At 56.0% G+C, this 18593-nt stretch carries 18 protein-coding genes; 7 read left to right on the forward strand and 11 right to left on the reverse strand.

What is annotated here, in order from left to right; translation table 11 throughout:
* The first annotated feature begins 82 nt into the window (after window positions 1-82).
* Both AAF465_14510 and AAF465_14515 read left to right on the forward strand, forming a co-directional pair.
* Entirely contained in the window at window positions 83-2236 is a 2154-nt protein-coding gene (locus AAF465_14510; GenBank protein ID MEM7083938.1) for a tetratricopeptide repeat protein, read from the forward strand.
* 102 nt (window positions 2237-2338) lie between these two features.
* Window positions 2339-3016, forward strand: coding sequence for a DUF4097 family beta strand repeat-containing protein (locus AAF465_14515; protein ID MEM7083939.1), 678 nt, complete (start codon window positions 2339-2341; stop codon window positions 3014-3016).
* A gap of 26 nt (window positions 3017-3042) precedes the next feature.
* Here AAF465_14515 and AAF465_14520 read toward each other — a convergent pair whose 3' ends face one another.
* From AAF465_14520 to AAF465_14540, 5 genes are all read right to left on the reverse strand, one after another.
* Window positions 3043-6099: a LamG-like jellyroll fold domain-containing protein gene (locus AAF465_14520; protein ID MEM7083940.1), complete on the reverse strand. Its 3057-nt coding sequence runs from the start codon at window positions 6097-6099 to the stop codon at window positions 3043-3045.
* Window positions 6100-6201: 102 nt separating this feature from the next.
* Entirely contained in the window at window positions 6202-6759 is a 558-nt protein-coding gene (locus AAF465_14525; GenBank protein ID MEM7083941.1) for an ECF-type sigma factor, read from the reverse strand.
* A gap of 4 nt (window positions 6760-6763) precedes the next feature.
* Window positions 6764-7027: a hypothetical protein gene (locus AAF465_14530; GenBank protein MEM7083942.1), complete on the reverse strand. Its 264-nt coding sequence runs from the start codon at window positions 7025-7027 to the stop codon at window positions 6764-6766.
* A 107-nt stretch (window positions 7028-7134) separates the two neighbouring features.
* Window positions 7135-7902 (reverse strand): cyclic nucleotide-binding domain-containing protein, encoded by a 768-nt coding sequence (locus AAF465_14535; GenBank protein MEM7083943.1) that lies wholly within the window; start codon window positions 7900-7902, stop codon window positions 7135-7137.
* Between the two features lie 205 nt (window positions 7903-8107).
* The gene (locus AAF465_14540; GenBank protein MEM7083944.1) at window positions 8108-8527 is read right to left on the reverse strand and encodes an MAPEG family protein; all 420 of its coding nucleotides are present in this window, start codon (window positions 8525-8527) and stop codon (window positions 8108-8110) included.
* 217 nt (window positions 8528-8744) lie between these two features.
* On the opposite strand from AAF465_14540, the gene AAF465_14545 reads away from it, so the two are divergent.
* Window positions 8745-9932 (forward strand): membrane dipeptidase, encoded by a 1188-nt coding sequence (locus AAF465_14545; protein ID MEM7083945.1) that lies wholly within the window; start codon window positions 8745-8747, stop codon window positions 9930-9932.
* Window positions 9933-10024: 92 nt separating this feature from the next.
* Here AAF465_14545 and AAF465_14550 read toward each other — a convergent pair whose 3' ends face one another.
* The 6 genes from AAF465_14550 to AAF465_14575 form a co-directional block, all read right to left on the reverse strand.
* A complete protein-coding gene (locus AAF465_14550) occupies window positions 10025-10366 on the reverse strand; it encodes a hypothetical protein (GenBank protein MEM7083946.1) in 342 nt (113 codons plus the stop codon).
* A gap of 409 nt (window positions 10367-10775) precedes the next feature.
* A complete protein-coding gene (locus AAF465_14555) occupies window positions 10776-11243 on the reverse strand; it encodes a DUF3106 domain-containing protein (GenBank protein ID MEM7083947.1) in 468 nt (155 codons plus the stop codon).
* On the reverse strand, window positions 11240-11476 hold the full coding sequence (locus AAF465_14560; protein MEM7083948.1) for a hypothetical protein: 237 nt from the start codon (window positions 11474-11476) through the stop codon (window positions 11240-11242). The genes AAF465_14555 and AAF465_14560 overlap by 4 nt, the downstream gene beginning before the upstream one ends.
* Window positions 11466-11831, reverse strand: a complete 366-nt coding sequence (locus AAF465_14565; GenBank protein ID MEM7083949.1) for a hypothetical protein — start codon at window positions 11829-11831, stop codon at window positions 11466-11468. Before AAF465_14565 ends, AAF465_14560 begins: the two co-directional genes overlap by 11 nt.
* Window positions 11828-12376 carry an RNA polymerase sigma factor gene (locus AAF465_14570; GenBank protein MEM7083950.1) on the reverse strand — a complete coding sequence of 183 codons (549 nt, stop codon included), beginning with the start codon at window positions 12374-12376 and terminating at the stop codon, window positions 11828-11830. The genes AAF465_14565 and AAF465_14570 overlap by 4 nt, the downstream gene beginning before the upstream one ends.
* 105 nt (window positions 12377-12481) lie before the next feature.
* A complete protein-coding gene (locus tag AAF465_14575; GenBank protein MEM7083951.1) occupies window positions 12482-14356 on the reverse strand; it encodes a DUF4382 domain-containing protein in 1875 nt (624 codons plus the stop codon).
* Between the two features lie 228 nt (window positions 14357-14584).
* Here AAF465_14575 and AAF465_14580 point away from each other — a divergent pair, with 228 nt between their 5' ends.
* From AAF465_14580 to AAF465_14595, 4 genes are all read left to right on the forward strand, one after another.
* A complete protein-coding gene (locus AAF465_14580; protein ID MEM7083952.1) occupies window positions 14585-14896 on the forward strand; it encodes a hypothetical protein in 312 nt (103 codons plus the stop codon).
* Window positions 14897-14985: 89 nt separating this feature from the next.
* Window positions 14986-15822, forward strand: a complete 837-nt coding sequence (locus AAF465_14585) for a hypothetical protein (GenBank protein MEM7083953.1) — start codon at window positions 14986-14988, stop codon at window positions 15820-15822.
* An 88-nt stretch (window positions 15823-15910) separates the two neighbouring features.
* On the forward strand, window positions 15911-17164 hold the full coding sequence (locus AAF465_14590) for a Xaa-Pro peptidase family protein (protein ID MEM7083954.1): 1254 nt from the start codon (window positions 15911-15913) through the stop codon (window positions 17162-17164).
* Between the two features lie 328 nt (window positions 17165-17492).
* A partial coding sequence (locus tag AAF465_14595) for a hypothetical protein (protein ID MEM7083955.1) occupies window positions 17493-18593 on the forward strand: 1101 nt, incomplete at its 3' end.

Here is an 18593-nt window from a genome sequence, read left to right on the forward strand (position 1 = left end):
GCTAAAAAAAACGGAGTGGGTACAATCTCTTACTCACCTGCATTGCCGAGTCATCACGTTATGCGCGACATCCGGACCACTTGTGGCTAAGTTCCTTGACGAACTCAAACGTCGAAAGGTCGTTCGCGCAGCGCTGTCTTACCTAGTCGTTGCCTGGCTGATTGTCCAAGTAATCTCGGTCATCGGCCCGGCACTTGGATTGACTGAGCGGTTCATGCAGATCACCCTCGTGGTGCTGGCAGTGGGCTTTCCCATCGCCATGCTGCTGTCGTGGTTTTTCAATTTTTCGTTCCAGGGTGTGACGCGCGAAAGCGATGACGAACACTCGAGCGCCGTACCGACGAATTCGGGCCGTAGCATTGACTTTGTGATCATCGGTGTGCTCGCTTCGGCACTTGTCGCCGCTCTTGTGTATATCGGCAGTACCGATAAGCCCACCACCGACTACGTCGATACGAGCGTGCTCGCCATTTTGCCGCTTGAAAATTTGTCGAACACACCGGACGGAGGCTTTGTCGAAGGTCTGCACAGCGACTTGCTCGATACGCTTTCGCGACTCAGTCCTTTACAGGTCATTTCGCGCACTTCGGTTCTTGGCTTTCGCGGTTCGGAATCAACCATTCGCGAGATCGGTAATCGACTTGGCGCCGACAAAATCATCGAAGGTAGTATTCAGCTTGCTAACGATTTTATTCGCGTAAAGGTCACGCTGGTGGACGTGCCCAGCGATGCTCGCCTGTGGAGTAAGACGTTCGACAAGCCATTTAATGCGCATCAGCTATTCGGCCTACAGCGCGACATCGCGCTGGCGGTTGCACAAGAACTGAAAGTTGCTTTGGCGCTTGATGAAGATCAACGCCTCAAACAAACACCCACGCAATCCACCGAAGCCTATCGGCTGTATCTTCTGGGCAAACTGCGTCTGGCGGATCGCACCAGCGCGTCGCTTGACAGCGCGGTCACCTACTTCAATGACGCACTCGCACTGGATCCCCAATACGCCGAGGCCTATGCCGGCCTAGCATTCGCCTACAACCTTCAACACCACTACAGTAATCGTACGCTGGACGACATGACCGATCAGGCGATGCCGCTGGTTCAGCGCGCGCTGGCGCTCGACCCAAGCCTGTCCAACGCGTACGTTGTGCTGGCCGACATTCGTTCGTTGCAAAACGATATTCAAGGCGCTGAAAGCGCCTACGAGCGGGCGCTCACGTTAAATGAAAACAATGCGCTTGCCCGACACTGGTTCGGCATCATGCTGATCAACCAGGGGCGTTTTGACGAGGCGCTTGTTCAGCACAAACGCGCACAAACTCTCGACCCACTGTCCCCCATCATCAGCGTCAATGTCGCGCAGGACTATTCTTTTCTGGGTAATGTCGAAGCGGCCCTCGAAGAGTATCAACACACGCTCCAAATCAAACCCGACTTTGTGCCGGCTTATGCACACATGGCCGCGCTGTACGGACGTTCGCTCAAACGTCCAGACGAAGCCGTGCGCTGGCTGCGAAAAGCCTGGGAACTGGATCCCGGCCACACAGAATATTCCAGCCAGCTCGCCGAAACACTGCTCGATTTAGGCGACCATGAGAATGCCGGACGTTGGGCCGACATTGCCTGGGAACTCGGACCGACTCAGTATTGGCCGACGCGCGCAAAACTGCTCCATGCGCTACACACCGAAGATCTCGACGAGATCGCCCAGTACACCGAGGCGATGAACGCAATTACGCGCAACCAATTTCATACCATTATCCAGTCCGCCTATGAGCACGTCGAGCGCGGCGAATTCGATCAGGCGCGCGCGCTGTTCCTACCCAATTTCGCCGACTTGTTTGAATCGCCGCCCAAGGTAAACACCGGCAACTATGCACTGGCCGTTCCACTGGCCGCTGTACTGGCTGAACAAGGTCAGACCGCACAGGCCGAAGCGCTTTTGACCGCCGCATTGGCGATCATGGCGGACCTCCCTCGAGTCGGCTTCCACGGCGTCGAACTCCTCGACGTCGCGGCATTGTCCCTGCTCGGCCGTGAGCAAGCGGCGGTCGAGCAATTGGCTGTGGCTCAATCAAGTAACTGGTCTCACGGCTGGTGGGCGATTCGCACTCAACCCCTCCTATTTAGTGGGATAGCCCACCGCCGGGAGGTCGCCGAGTTCGAAGCCGCAATGACCCAACATATGGATGCGCTGTACGAGTCGTTATCGTCTGAACAAACGCCGCCCAGCGAATAAATCCGGCGCGACGCTTTCGGTTGCTGCACACTCTATACACTGCTAGCTCTTCCCGGGGGCGGCTGGCACCCCGTCTATTATGCCGTTAATAAGGGTACGACCATGGAAACGAACCGCTTTTTCCGTCTTTTATTCACCGTTATCTGCCTGTTTATGATGAGCGCCTGCGCGTCTTATGGTCCGCCCGAAAACGGGGTGTTGGCGGGTGACGAAAAGCGCCTGAGTACCAACGCCAATCGCGCAAATAAAATTGTGCTGGAAGTTCCCAGCGGCGACGTTCGAATCAACGCCACACACGGCAGCCAGATTAACGCGAATTTGGAGATTCGATGCGACACCAACAACGGCAATTGCTTACGCTTAGCCGAACGCGTCAAATTGGAAGAGGCACTAATCGATAATGTGCTCTACATCCGACCGACTGAACGCTCACGCTACGCCTTTCGCCACGCACAAACCGACTACCGCATTGATGTGCCGGCCAATACGCCGCTCAAAATCAATATGGGATTCGGCGCGCTACGCGTGGCGGGCCTGCGCAATGAACTCATCATCGACATGAGCGCGGGTGATATCGACGTGGAAATGGCGCGCAGCGAAGTGCGAACGGTTTGGGCCGACGCGAACTTTGGCGACGCGCAACTGGTCGGCGCTGAAGGCGGGGGCAGCGAACGTCGCCTACTGGTTGGCGCTGAAGCAGACTGGCGTGATGGTAAAGGGGCGCACGATATTATCGTCAATCTGGGCGCCGGCGACATCACCGTAACACTGACCGAGTAACGCTCACCTAGGTCACCGCATCGCGGCTACTCAGGGTGCGTCGCACTCGGTCCCGGCGCACTGAGAAAAAAGTCCGCTGCGATCGCAAGATCCAGAAAGTTAACCACGCCATCGGTATTTAAGTCCGCAATGGCATCGTCGGAAAACAACACCTCGGAAAAACGCGCCATGTCGATAAAATTGACGATACCGTCGTTATTAAAGTCGGCATCGCACGCGTTTCCGTATCCATCCACATCGGCATCGGTTTGCTCATAGTTTGCATGCACCAAGCAATTGTCCACATAGTCGGACTGACCGTCGGCATCGGCATCAACCTGACACACACTACTGTTGCACACACCGTCGAGCAGCGAACGAGGATAGTCGGCGAAAACCGAGGCATCGATGCGTTGAGGCGATTTCCAGACACTGCCAAGGCCCAGTAGCGCATGCGCATCGTTTGCGCCAAAGTCGAGCGCAACACCGAGCTGGCGTTCATCGAACCGCCAGAAACCGACCAACTCCGACTCGATCTCCGGATTAAGGGGTTGGTCAAAATCGGCACTGATTTCGTCCGGCGTGCGTGCACGACTCCACACACGCACCTCATCGATTGCGCCATGAAAGGCGGTATTGCTCGAACTGAAGTCATCGTTTTGCCGACCACCGATCCGAAATTGAGGCCGTGTTGGATGATGATCACCCAGCACGCCGGAAGCGGCATCGATGTCCACCAGCTGTCCATCCAAATAAATAGCGACTTGCTGGGAGTTCGCGCTATACGTCAACGCCACGTGATGCCAGGCGCCCGCTTCCAACTCAACCGGCGTAACCACAGAGACCCAACCAGGCGAACCGGTCGCAAGCGCATAGTACAACGTGCCGGTGGTGGTGCGAGCCAAGTAATACTCGCCCTCCTTACCCAAAATCACTCCGCCCGAATTCGAGCCGCCAGAACCATCAGGACGCACCCAGGCTTCCAGAGTCAACGCATCCGTGAGCACGAGATCTTCCAAATCTTCTGGCGCGTCAATGGTGACATGGTCGTCGACGCCATCGAACTGCAACGCACCACCCAATACATCAAAGCCACTGCCGTTTCGCATCGGCTGCTGCGCCATGCCATTTGTCGCAAGCGCGATATGGATCCCGACTGGACCCTGGTCGAACGCCATATCGCCACGCACCTCGTCGAGCGCCCAGGCCGCGAGTAATCCGGCCGCTGACGGATCGGGTGCAGTGACCATCGTTGACTTCAACTGCGCCGGAGACCGCGCCTCAGACCAGACGCGCACATGATTCATTGCACCGTAGAAGGCCGCGCCATCCCCGCCCCCCATGGCCCATACACCAGATGGCGACGCGCCAGCGATGTCGCCCGATTCGTCAGCACGGTAAACCAGCTCACCATTCACGTACAGACGCGATTCGTAGGCCACTTCAGTCGCCTCATACACCAACGCGACGTGCGCCCAATCCGTCGCATTCGGCGGTAACATACCGGTGCGTCGCACGGTGGCCATACCGGGGGACGCGTTAGCGAGGCGATAAACCCACTCACCTTGATCTAGGCCCAATTGATAGCGGTCTGCATAGTCGATCACGGTCGCGGTTTGCCCTGCCGTAAAGGGACGCACCCATGCCTCGAGTGTGAGAGCGCCGGTTACCGCCAACTCTGGCGTTTGTACGGTGGCCAAATCATCAACCCCATCAAACGCCAGCGCACCAAAGAACCGATCGGCAGACGGAGCCGGTCCCGGTGAGAAATTGTTCGGCGGCTCAAATACACCACCGCCGGTATCACCGTATACCTGTTCGAGTGTGGTCTCACACTCATAGCGGCCCAGCGCAATGGGAAAAAGATCAAGACCAATACCGGTGCCGAACGAACGCTCCTGACCTATCTCGGTGTCAGGATCATCCTCAGCGGTCACAGAGGCGTAGGACACATTGAATGCCGATCCCGGCCCATCAGCCTCGATCACTAGCGATACCGAACGACCGCCAACCCCGTCAAAACTGGTGTAAGCGCCGCTGGTGAAAAACAGCTCGGTGGACACTTCAATGATATCGATGCCTTCGCACATCGAGCTGAAGCAACCAAATTCACCGTTCTCACCGTAGACGACTCCGCGCGACTCGGCACGACCCAGGATAGACGCCGTCGAGCCCGTACCGGCAGACAACACGATATTCTGACCGTCGTATCGTGCCGCCGCATCGGCGCTATAGAACGCTTCGCATTGACTGGTCGAAATACTGTCGAGATAGGGATCGGGATAACACAGCGGGGCCTCAATATCGGAAATGGCGCACACCGCACCGTCTACGCACCCCTTTATAATGTTGCACCGTTCGCCGATATTTGGCGCGCGTTCGCAGCGCTGTGGGATACCCGGCGCGCAAAGCAGACCTGCTCCGCAGGGATTGGTGATATCACACGTCTCGCCCTCTTTTGCAGGCACGTGCGCACACTCCAGCGCCAGCGTGCACGCTAAACCCGCGGCACACGGCAATCCAATGCCGCATGTGTCACCGGCCTGAGCTTCGGTAAAGCACTGGCTACTGTCCGGATCGCACAACAAACCGTCCGCACAACCGATGCTGACATCGCACAGCGCACCCACGGTCGCAGGCGTCAAGCATAAGCCGGTAATGGACTCGTATTGAGTCCCCGCATCACATCCGCTACACGGCAAGGGCGAGTCTGGACACGGCGGTTGGCCATTGCCGCCACAATCGTCGCACGTTGGCACATCTTCAAAACACCCGTTCGAGACGGTTTCATCCGGGATGTCTACGGTGAACGTGGTGCAAGTCCATGGCCAATCCGGATTGACGCACACTTGATAGGAATAATTATCCGGGCAATCAACGGTATACGAAAAACTACCCGGGGGAGTTGGCATGAAGCCGGCATCGCAGGCGGGAGTGGATTCGCAAGCCGGCTGTTGATCCCGGCCGCAATCAATCCGTGTACCGCCGTAATACTCATGTTCGCAATACAAATTGCTGCGCGCATCGACCGGCGCAGCGAATAGCATCAGCGCCATGCCAAGCGCCACCGGTATCCCGACCAGATTTCTTCTTCGATTCGCCATGCCTGCTGCCCCTGATAAAAAATGCCGCTATTCCTTTACAGCGCATTCTTGGGGCGAATCGTTTAAAAAATTTTATTTATCGTTTAATTACAGAAGGTTAAACTAACCTATCTCCCGTTTGAGCCAGGCTTTGGCAAATTTCAATTCCTCAAACAACGCCGAGCGCGTAACGCCCAACTGAGCCGCAGCCTCGTCGTACGTGAGCCCACCAAAATAGATGTACTCCAACGCGGTGGCTAAGCGCGGATCCTGTGCCTCGAGCTTATCCAGCGCCAAATCAAGATCGAGAATGGCCGGCGCATGATGCGTCGACGCGAGAAGCTGCTCGTTGAGCGTGAGGTCGGGCACCGGTCCACCCCTTTTTAGGCTGTGTTTCGCCCGCGCATAATCCACCAAAAGCTGGCGCATTATCTTTGTGGCGGTGGCAAAAAAATGCTGACGATCCGAATAATCCAGTTCGAGACCGGCCAACTTCAGAAACGCCTCGTTCACCAGTTCAGTGGCCTGCAGGGTGTGATTGGGATGTTCGCGACGCATGTTGCGCTGAGCGATCAGTCGTAGCTCGGCATAGACCTTTGGCGCCAGTTGATCAAACGCGCTTTGCGAACCCGACTGCCAATCCTTTATCAGTTCGGTAAGCGGATGCGTCTCGACGGACATCGTTTTAGTCGGACGTCGAGTAGTCGTCGCGAACGACCTCGCTGGTGTTACCCAGTGCGGCTTGCATCGCGGCATGTGAAATAGGCGGCTTCTCGGCAGCGAGACTGATCGCTTCTAGCCAATCGGTGACGCCGCAGGCACTGTCGGCAACCACGTCCAGAATTGGCTTGGTGCTGCAATCGACGATGCGACCGCTCGCGTCGTAGAAAACCTTATATATTGAATACCCCTTCGGGGTTTCAACGATACGAAAATTACTGGCCAACATGGCGGCGTCTCCAAGCATCTGGCACTGAGTATAAACCCTCTCGAAGTACGACGCAGACGTTACCGAAAATTCGCCTTAGTGTATTGACACGATGAGTTGGCAATCGATCAGGCGACGCCTTCAATCACTTCAACCGAATCGCTGAGCACCGAGGCGTTAAAACCCGACTGACGCAAAATATGCGCCGCAGCCCGTGCGTGCGAATGATTACGACTTACCACGACGTATTGCTGTTTCAAGTCGAGCTGATCGAGCTTTAGACGCAGCAGATAGGTGGGTATTCGCACCATGTTTTCCGGATCGGGTTGCTCGTGACTCTCAGCGAAATCAACATTGAGCCATTTACCCCCCGAACTCACCAAGTCGTTGGCTTCCGCACTGGCCACTACCGATACAATCGGCTCGGACAACAGCTTGTTGAAGTCATCTTTGTTCAGTCGCATAACTGAGCCAGCCGTGAGCATCGCAACGCTCGCTTGGCGGGTGGCGCCCGTAATCAATGCCTCTTCACCGAAGGTATCGCCCACCGACAGTTCAGCCAGTTTCACGTCTCCACGCCCCTTGGGCAACTCGCGCGTCACTTCACAGCGTCCCGACGTGATGACGTAGAAATAATCACCCGGATCACCTTGCTTAATGATCGACTGACCGCCCTTAACGTTGATGGGCTCAAGTTTCGAGAAGATGGCCTGTAAATTCTCGGCAGGCACCATCTGAAACTCTTTGTTCATGAGCAGTCGCGTCATCCAATCGGAGACCGCGGCGTTGCTTTGCTCTCGTAGATCATTGACCTCGTAGCCGACCACCGCTTTGTTGGACTGTGTCGTGCTTTCACCTTCGAGGCTCAGCTCGTCGGCATCAAATTCACTCCCCATGTTCACTCCTCCATGGCAGAAACTGACGTCACCTGGTCCATTCCGACTAGGTTGCGCCACACGCTAGCAGTGGGCCGTGGTCCGATGCTGTGACCGAGTTAACAAAACCCACGAATTTGAGTGACTTAGACTGACTTTGCACGTTGAAACAGCCATTCTTGGTTGCCTGGGACAGAGCGCAAGGCGATGCAGGCATCCAGCCGCGTCAACGCGCGGCAAGCGTCATCATGGCCAGCACCAGCAACACAACCAGCAGCAATACGCCCACGATAAAGGTGGGCATCCGCACAGAAATATTATTGGACGTGACGTGCGTCCAAGCGTGGACCAGACGCGACACCACAAACAGCCAGGCAGCACTCAGCGTGTAGATCGTCACGCCATCGATCGCGGCCAGTACAAGACAGGTCACGTAAAACAGCACAGGTATCTGAAATTGATTCGCCAGATTCTTCGATGTCAGCACCACCGGTAAGCTCCAGGCCTCATTGTCGATCGCCGCTTTTTTGAGATCCACCGATCCCGCTTTGACATCGACCGACTTTCTACGCGCATTGAGCAGCAGCACTACAATAGGGATCAGTATCTGCACAAGAACAGGCCAGTAAATGAGATGTGATTGCATGATTGGCTCCATTTTCAAATCCGATCCAGTATACCCTGAGTGGCTCGATCGCAATTGGCAAACGTGGCCGATTTGCGGGCACCTGTAATCCGAGAACAGGGCGCAACAAATGGGCTGCCCCGAACGTATCCCACCAACACCATAGCGTTGGCACGCCGTGCGAAGCACCTAGGATTGGGCTACTCTTTGTGTTCGTCATTTCAGGAGAGCGTGCCTCATGCGTCAACACACCGGCCTGCTGTACTGGGGCATTCGCGCGATCCTCCTATTGCTGATTGTGGCCGTTTCGTTTGTGCATTTTTTCCTGCCGGGCCTAGTAGAGCGGTCGATGAACGTCGTGGCACCGGTCGATGCGGCGACCGTCAGGCCTGATGCCCAAGCACTGCACGATTCGCTGTTTATCGCCGATTTGCATAGCGACTCGATGCTGTGGAAGCGCAACTTCCTGAAACGCAGCAATACCGGCCATATGGATTTACCGCGACTCCAAGAAGGCAACGTGGCACTACAGGTGTTCTCGGCCACCACAAAATCACCACGCGGGCTGAACTACGATCGCAACCTGGCCTCGAGCTCGGACGACGTAACCCGGTTGGCAGTGCTGAGCTTTTGGCCACCGCGCACCTGGGACAGTCTGTTTGAGCGAGCGCGCTACCAGCTCGAAAAACTGGAGCGCTATGCCAAGAACAGCAATGGCGAGTTGATGGTGATCCGAACACGCGGAGAACTTAGCGCGTTCATCGAAAAGCGTAAGCAAGATCCTCGTCTGACCGCCGGACTTTTTTTAATCGAGGGTGCGCACCCTCTGGAGGGCGATATCGATTCGCTCGACCGCTTGTTTGATGAAGGTCTGCGCGTTGCCGGATTAACGCATTTTTTTGACAACGAACTCGGTGGTTCACTGCACGGCATTTCAGGTGAGGGTTTGACCCCGTTCGGCATTCGCGTGATTCAGCGTGCGGAGAAACTCGGCATGATCGTGGATATTGCCCATAGTTCGCCTGCCATGGTTGAGGATGTACTGGCCAATTTCAATGGCCCGCTTATGCTATCCCACGGCGGTATGAAGGGACATTGCGATCGCAACCGAAATCTTGACGACAAACTCATGAGGCGATTCGCCCAAAAAGGTGGATTGCTCGGCGTGGGCTATTGGGATGGGGCGATTTGCAACCGTTCGCCCGCAGGGGTTGCTCAGGCTATTCGATACGCGGTTGATGCACTCGGCATCGAGCACGTCGCGCTAGGTTCAGACTATGACGGCACCGTGGTGACGGGGTTTGACACGTCGCAGCTGGTGCTACTTACTCAGGCGTTAATGGACGCACAATTTACCGAGAGTGAGATTCGGGCAGTGATGGGTGAAAACGTGAAGCGGTTTTTTCTCACGCATCTTCCAGAGTGATCGGATCCATCCCAACTCCTCCGGCAAGTCACCACAACCGATAATGAACATGGATTGTGGCAACCTGCCGGAGGTGGCGTCGACCGCCAACATCATCGCGCGACGTGCGCCGTGAGGCGATTGATTTCGTCGCGCAGACGCTCATCGAGCTCGCTTAAGATACTGGTGTTTATGCCCTGCTGAAGTCGGCGAGCTTCAGCCAAATCGGTGTATTCCTGCGGCAAGCGCTGAGCCATATCCGCACGCAGCTCATCGGCAAATGAGGCGGCGAGCACCGAGGGAGTGAGTGTGGTTTGCACATCGCTGAGCGTATTGGTTGTCGCAATGTTAGCCGCGTAGACCATCACGACTTCTTGTGCAGAGGCGGTGGCGGTGAGAATCAGCGCAGCGGCGGTGCAGGCGATGGTCGTTATGTTTTTGGTGACAGAATGCATTGTGGTTTCCTCGTTTGTGGTGTGTGTACTGTCACTATTGCAATGGGCATGCCAAAACCCGAATAGACCGAATTTACAACGAGTTAATCCAAATTGAAGAACGAACCACAGCGTGAATCCGTCCGCGTCGGACAGATTGGGTGTCCGTTTATAAGGACGCGGACACCCAGCGGGATCGACATGAATGGGCGTCGTTGATCAGTTTTTCGACGCTGAGCCACCGGCAATGCTCGTAGTGGACGAACACGCCGACTCTGGGCGTGTGTTGCGCCTCGCGCGCATCCGATGACGGAGTCCCGTTTTGCTACCTATGGTCAGAGGGCGTTATGACGTTCATCGATGACCCCGTATCACGCGGAATACCGATACGCAGCCCTTTAGTCCCCGATCGGCTTGTTCGCGTCAATGGCTATCGATTGCGTTTGGCTCGTGCGCGCTGTCGCATTTTCTTCAGTGCGCGTTGTCGTTGCTCCGGCGAGAGCTCGCGAAAGCGCTTGCGCAGCCGTTGGCGTTGCTCCGGAGAGAGTCTCTGGAACTGTCTATAACGCTCACGCATCTCACGGCGCTGCTCAGGCGACAGCTCGCGAAACGCTTCGAGCCGATCAAGCAAACGCTGTTTGCGCTCCGGCGACAGACTCTGCCAGCGCTCAAACCGGTTTGCCATCACTCCTCGCTGTTCGGTGTCCATACCAAGCCATCGCTCAGCGCCCAGCGCCAGACGCTGACGTCTGGCTTCGGGGATCTCATCCCAGGATTGAGCATAGCGCGCCAGTACGTCCTGTTGCGCGTCGGACAATTCATCCCAGGTTTGTGCCTGGCTGGTGACCGAAAGGGTCGCGATGATTACGGCTACGATCAGCCGGGTCAGGGTTTTCATAATTTTTCCTCGGCAGAATGGGTTTCAAGCTCGTCACTGGCGGCCACGGATTCGATATCGTCCGGACCGTTCTCCAGGGTAAGTGGATCAACCCACTCACCGTCGTCGTCTACCAGCTGTGCCAGGTATTCAAGAAAGTCATCGGATGGCAGCGATTCATCGGCCATCGCCGAGCCGCCCAGCATAGCCGCCATCACGCCAGCTGTTGCCCAAGGCTTCCATTTAGCTGCCATCGGCAAGGTCCTCGTCGAGCTCGATCATCCAGGCTAAAAACTCTATGTCATCAAGCATGTCCATTTCGGAGGCCGCCGCGAGCTCGCCCTCTTCCCATGCCGGCATCGCGGACGGGCCGCTCTGCTGAGTCAGTACCGCCGCCAACGCGATCGCTGCCGCCGCGCCCATTGGTACCACCCACCGCGGATTGAGCCAAGACGAGACACCGATGTCACGATTTTCCAGACTGTCTACCGCCGCTGCACGTGCGAGCCGAAGGCGGCGCTGCACATCGTCGGGCAGCGCGTGATCGCGAAGGCTGGCCCGCGCGCGCCGACCCAATTCGGCGTCATCCAATGTCGATTTGTCTGTCATGTCCAATGATCCTGCAGTTGTTCGCGCAGTCGACGTACTGCGCGCGAATAATGTGTTTTTACGCTGCCGCCTGTGCATCGCATCGCCTGCGCTGTTTCCGCAACGCTCAGGCCATCCACGCTACGAAAGATGAACGCTTGACGTTGACGCTCCGGTAGCTCGGCCAGGGCGACCAACATTTGATCTCTCGAACCATCGAGCATCACTCGCTCATCGGGTTGGTCGATGTCGCGGCCAGCGTAAACGCTGTCCGGCTCAACGCGTTCGTCGTCATCGTTGCGAAAAGCCGTAAAGAGCGAAAACAGCTTACCGCGGGTGGTCGCGCGTCGATGAAAATCCCGAATCTTGTTCTGCAAGATGCGGAAAAACAGGGGGCGCCATTCGTCATGAGGCTTAGCGGCATAGCGCGTTACCATGGTCATCATACTCTCCTGCACAAGATCAAGCGCATCGTCAGCGTTTCGAACCGACATATTGGCCATGATATAGGCTTGTTTCTCGACCTCGGCCAAGAAGCGATCCATCTGCTGCGCCATCGAATTCATGCCGTCGTCGCCGTCCTTTTGTGCGTCTCGGCTGTTCGACAACGCGAGCGGAAGTCGTGCTCCCGCTCGCGCCGCCGAGGACGCCGTCTGTGTGCGCCGAATCAATCACTCGCCCGCCGCTCGAAACACAAAGCTAGCGCGCGGTGTGACCCACTCATTACTGTCATCAGTATAGCGAACATGTGCGGTCACTCGATACAGTTGGGCACCAGCGTCCAGCTGTGCATCCAGTTCCGCGACCAGTTCAGAGAACTCGCGATACAGATGCAGTTCGCCGCTGCCGCGCACTTTCACCGCGTAGATACCCTGGCCATTCTCCGTGGGGGACAAAATAGCACTGTCCAGCGGATTCGTTACAGCACGAGGTACACCACGTACCGTTAAGATTTCACGTGACGCTGACAAATCGATGTCGATCATTTGTTCGGTCAAACTGTGAAATGGCATTGAACTACCTTCCGCCCACACCACATTGAATGAACCTGGACGCGCTTCGGTGTTCACGTCGATAAGAGTTTGCGCTGTATAGTCCGCCGGCGCCGTTCCAAACGGCGTGACCAGACCGCGCACGCGCACAAGATCACCCGTCATCAGCGCATCGAGGCTCAATGGGCCCGTGTCGATATCGTATTCGTCAGCGTTAGCATCGAACGATGCATCAACGCCTGTACCCGCGAAGTCAAACGCCGTAGGGCGACGACCATTGAGAAAGTAGACGTCGACGGCCAACGGATTCGCGTTCACGACTTCGGCTGTCAGTTGATTCATCAGCATCACCACCCGCCCGCTAGTCGCATCGAGGGTTTGATCATCGACAAGTTCGCCAAACGCCACGACGCGCTGCCCGACCGAGACACTGTCAATCGTGAGTGCATCGTTGTCCACACCGGGTGCGGTCACCGTGGTACCCGCGCCCAAGGTCACCGTGCCGAAACCGCGAAATATTTCAACGCCATCGCGATATTCCACGCGCGCACCCCGTAGGGTGATGGCGTCCCCGTCGCGCGCCGCGACCACACCCTTGACCACATCACCATCAGTCCAGGGCACACTGCTGCCTGCGATCACCGTATCGGCGGCAATACTGCGACCGGCGATCGCACCATTGGCAATAACCGGACTACTGCTGTTCAATGCCGCGAGGGCCACAAGCCCTTCGCTACCGGTGTAGCCCGTGCCATCCACCTCGTACTGTGTCTGATCGTCGGTGGTCACATCGAATTGACCAAAATCACCGATGCGATGACGAAAGGGTCGCACATTGAGTACGAAGCTATTGTCGATTTCATCAACCGACACGAGCGCGCCCCGTACACGGTGCTCTCGATCGGTCTCAAGCTCAGCGGTCGCGAGTAAAAACGCTTCAACCGTTACTGTTGGATCAATGGTCAGATCGATCTCGTTGGATGCATCAAGATCGAAGTCGAGGCTAAATGCCGCCGGAACACCGGGTGCAATGCGAATCACATCGCTATTACTCAGATTTAATCGCACGTCGAACAATCCCAAGGTATCACCGTTCGCATCGACAGCGGTCGCCGTAACGGAATCACCATTTTCATCTTGCACAATGATGTCGGCCGCACCGTAGTCGAGTGTCATCACAACCGATTCGTAATTGCCCGCAGGTACCGTGGCGATCGATAGTAGCTCAGTGACTTCGGTCAGTTCCGTAAAATCAATGCGCGTCGACAGAGGCAACGTTTCGACCTGATCGCCGTTGGCTTTTTCCATGGTGAGCGAGACGACATCGACTGCATACGCAACAAAGTCGCCTTCCGCATCGGTAATCGTCACCATCAATTCACCCTGCTCTTCAACGATAGGGGGCAACGGCTCGTCAGCCAGAGGCTCAGTCTGGGCGCCACCGCCACCACACGCCGTGAGACTGAGCGTTAGCGCCGCGAGCAGTGTCGCTAGCCAACGTGACGCGACGTTTCTGGCTGCCTGGTTTGGTTTGTCATTGGTTAGTAAGGTCACAATCATTCTCCCGTTTATTGGCCTTGATACTGACTACAACGCGCGGGGATCCAATCGGTTGACGGCTAGACTCACTAAATTGATTCAACATAAGTCCAGAGCATTGCCACCGGACACTGATTCCTTATATATGACAGATTAATCGAAAATGTTCTGTCGCTGTTGTCAACCGATTGAAGACCAGCGCGTTGTAAGCAGCAGGAACACAAAAAAACTGGAGATTTTCCAATGAAAAAGACACTTATTTTGACCGCCACGCTGCTTTTGTCTCAAAACGTGATGGCCGATGCGGGCGACCGCATCGAGAAACGCCTGGATCAGCGCGGCGATCGCATTGAGCAGCGCCTCGACAAACGCGGCGACCGAATCAACAATAAACTCGATCGTGCTTCGAATCGTGCCGAGGCCGCCGGCCACCCGAAAGCCGCCAAGCGACTGGATCGTCGTGGCGACCGAATTGATCGTAAGCTCGACAATAAAGGCAATCGTATTGACCGCCGCCTTGATCGACGCGGCGAGCGCATAAACCGATTGCGCTAAACGTCACCGTCTGTAACCCAGCGCGGGCCCGCTAGCGGCCCGCGTCTGGGTTATGCTGTGTGCCTGTATCAGGCTTTAGGGAGACGCCTGTGAGAGCGATTCACCTCGCGTTGGCAATACTGCTGGCACCCCACGTACTGGCCGAGGACAGTATGTATGTATTCGGCGCGCGTATAGCCGCCGACAGCGCTGACGCGGTTAGCGTGGATGCGCTGTTCGACTACGCCTTTTCCGAAGCCACGTCACTCAGCGCGGATGCCGGTCTAACACGTGCCGACAGTGATCGTGACTCGCTCGAATTCGTCGAGTGGGGAGTAGGCGGCGAGCATGACTTCGGACCAGTAGGCGTGAGAGCCTCCCTCGGTCAGTGGGGCGACCGTGACGAATTTTCCTCCGACAACGCGTCGGCAGGCCTGTTTCGTGACTTTGGCCGATGGCGAGTATCCGCTGGCTATCTATGGCGGGATTTCGATCTCACTTTTCGAGCGCTAACCGATGCCACACAATCGCGCTCGGCCACCGCCCGCGCAACGGGTGTTGACATAAACGTGCTCTACACGGGCGAGTCGGGATATTCCCTGTTTGTTGACGCGTCGCGACTCGACTACAACCGCGACGTCGCGCGGCTTGGTCAGTTGAGCATCGCGCGTTTGTTGTCGCCCTCATCGTTAACACTCTCAGGCAATCTGCTCGATCACAGTCTGTCCGCGGGCGCGGAGTGGCCGATCGGCGAGCGCGCTTTGTCACTGACACTTTCAAGGGATCGAACGGCGGTGGAGCAAACCGACGTAGACAGCCTGCTGATCAACTGGCTCATGCCCATCGGCGACAGAAGCGACATCGACATTGGCGTGGGCGTCAGTCGCGACGATGACGATACGCAGTATTTTCTGTCTGTGCTATTTCTACGATACGGAGGCATTTAGCCGGCCACCGGCGAGCACGCATCATCTTGTTACGTACACCGCCGACGCCGCGCCTTCGAATGTTGTGTTGGATTGACGCGGGGCAGACATGACCAATCTTAACTGGCACGCCGACCAAACCGCGCTCGATGCGGTAACGTTGCTGGACCGCGCACCGGAGAGCGAGGGCATCGATCTTGCGGCGGTGAGGCACTATCGCCTTGCTCGAGTACGGGCGCAAATGCGTCACCATCATGTCGACGCGCTGATTCTGTCGGATCCGATCAACATTCGCTATGCGACCGGTGCCCGTAATATGCAGGTGTTTAGTCAGCGTAACGCGCCTTCGCGTTACTTGTTGCTTACCGCTTATCGATCGATTTTATTTGAGTTTACCGGCTGTCTGCATTTAGCAGACGGACTCGATACTATTGATGAGGTGCGCCCCGCCTCGACGGCGAGCTTTGTCGCAGCCGGTCCGAATATCGCCGAACGCGAACGCCACTGGGCGCGAGATATGCAGGCACTCATACGTGAACTGGTGGGTAAAGATGCTACGCTCGGGCTCGAACGCCTCAATGCTGGAACCGCCATCGCACTGAAAGAATACGGCTTGCACATTGTTGACGCGCAACAGGCCATCGAACTGGCTCGCGCGGTAAAGTCCGCTGAAGAACTTAAGTGTATCGTGGCGTCACTACGTGCCACGGAAAACGCGGTGGCTGCACTACGTGACACACTTCGACCTGGCCTCACTGAGAACGCGCTATGGGCCGTACTGCACGGTGCCGTTATCGCCCAAAATGGGGATTATTGCGAAACACGACTGCTTAGTGCGGGCCAACGCACCAACCCGTGGTTTCAGGAAAGTGCGCATCATGTCATCAATGCCAATGAGCTTGTTGCACTCGATACCGATGTCGTCGGCTGCCATGGTTACTACTCAGACTTCTCTCGCACCTTTCACAGTGGCCCGAATGAACCCAACACTTCACAACGCACGCTCTATCAGCATGCCTATGAGCAAGTGCATCACAATATGAGCTTGTTGAAGCCTGGCCTCACGTTTCGCGAATACGCGGACCGTGCATGGACCATTCCCGAACGGTATTTTGACAATCGTTACTATCTGTCAGCTCATGGATGCGGTATGACCGGAGAGTACCCTTATCTTTATCATCGCGCCGATTTTTCGGATGCGGGTTACGATGGCGTAATCGAAACCGGCATGACGTTGTGCGTGGAGAGTTATATCGGCGAACGCGGCGGTGCGGAAGGCGTCAAACTTGAGCAGCAAGTTGTCATAACCGAAACCGGTTATGACGTACTCTCACATTTTCCATTTGAAAACGATTTGCTCTAAGTGATCGACGCTTACCCCATTCCATTTCATTGCTAATTTCGCGCAGCGACAGTGTCTTTTTAACGTGGTAATTGCACAGTAAGCTCGACGCTTTGACTTAATCTAACCAGCACGCAATACCTTAGCCGCACTCGTGCTCTCCGTTCTCATTAACGTTAGCAATGGATTGCGATGTCCAGTGCACTGCGATAGCGTAGACTGACATAAACCATAATAGCGCGCTTGTACCCGCACTCTAAGACCCATAAAACGGTGACATCAGCGCGCAGCAAACGTCCAAAAAGACGTTCGCCCGTATCCGCTAGGATCTAATCAGGAGGGATTCAACATGAAAAAACAGATCATGCTTATGGCGCTCTTTTGCTGCCATGCGTCCGCTTGGGGGGCTGAGTTACTCGCTCAATTCGACCCCGATGTTGTGGGGAGCATCGTCGGCCTGGCCGTGGAACCGTCGAGCGGCAACCTATACGTGTATGGCGAATTTGGCGCGACGACACTCTACATTCTCGATCAAACCGGATCCGAAATTGGCACACTGACTTCGCCCGGTGCCAACTCCAACGATTATGACCTCGACTTTTCAACAGGCCCCATGACGATCGATGGCGTCAGTGTGGCCGCCGGCACGTTATTGGTGTTTAACGGTGATGACAGTCCCGAGCGGCTCTACGCCTTAGATGCCAGTGGTGCGGTAATCACATCGGTTGCGCTCGCGTCTGCCTCATTGGTGGGTGGCACTCACATACCCGGCAGCAACAATGTTGCTACCGTCGATTTTACCAGTAATGATTTCATTCGAATTCTAAATGCGAACGATGGCACCGAGCAGGGGTTTTTCAACCCCGGTCCACCACCGTTCGATATTTTTTACGGCGACTTAGATATTGCCGTTGACACAGGCGAGCTAACGGTTGTGAGTAGTTCGCAGAATATTATTCGCCAACTCACGCCCCAAGGGTTCTGCGTTCGGGAACTGGACGTTACCGACTTTGGAATAAATGGAATGTCGGGCCTGGCCATTGACGATAGTTCAGGAAATTTGTGGATCTCCAGTACAAACGGTTCGATCTACCACTTTGATCCGCGACCCGATGTGGGTGATTCGGACGGCGATGGTCTTGTCGATTTTGAGGACAACTGCATTAACGTGGCAAACCCCTCACAACAAGACTCGGATAACGACGGCATCGGCAATTCATGCGACGCCGACCTCGTGGGCGCGGACGGTGGCGAGGATGATTGTGTCGTCAACTTTCTCGATCTTGTCGCGATATCTGACGCCTTCTTGTCCTCGCCGGGCTCGCCAAATTGGAATCCGGATGCCGATATCTGGGGCCCAACCGGCGAACCGGATGGCCTGGTGAATTTCCTCGATGTTTCAAGACTTCCCGCATTGTTCTTAATGACCCCCGGGCCCTCTGGACGCGGC

Source organism: Pseudomonadota bacterium (assembly GCA_039028935.1).
GTDB lineage: Bacteria > Pseudomonadota > Gammaproteobacteria > Steroidobacterales > SZUA-146 > SZUA-146.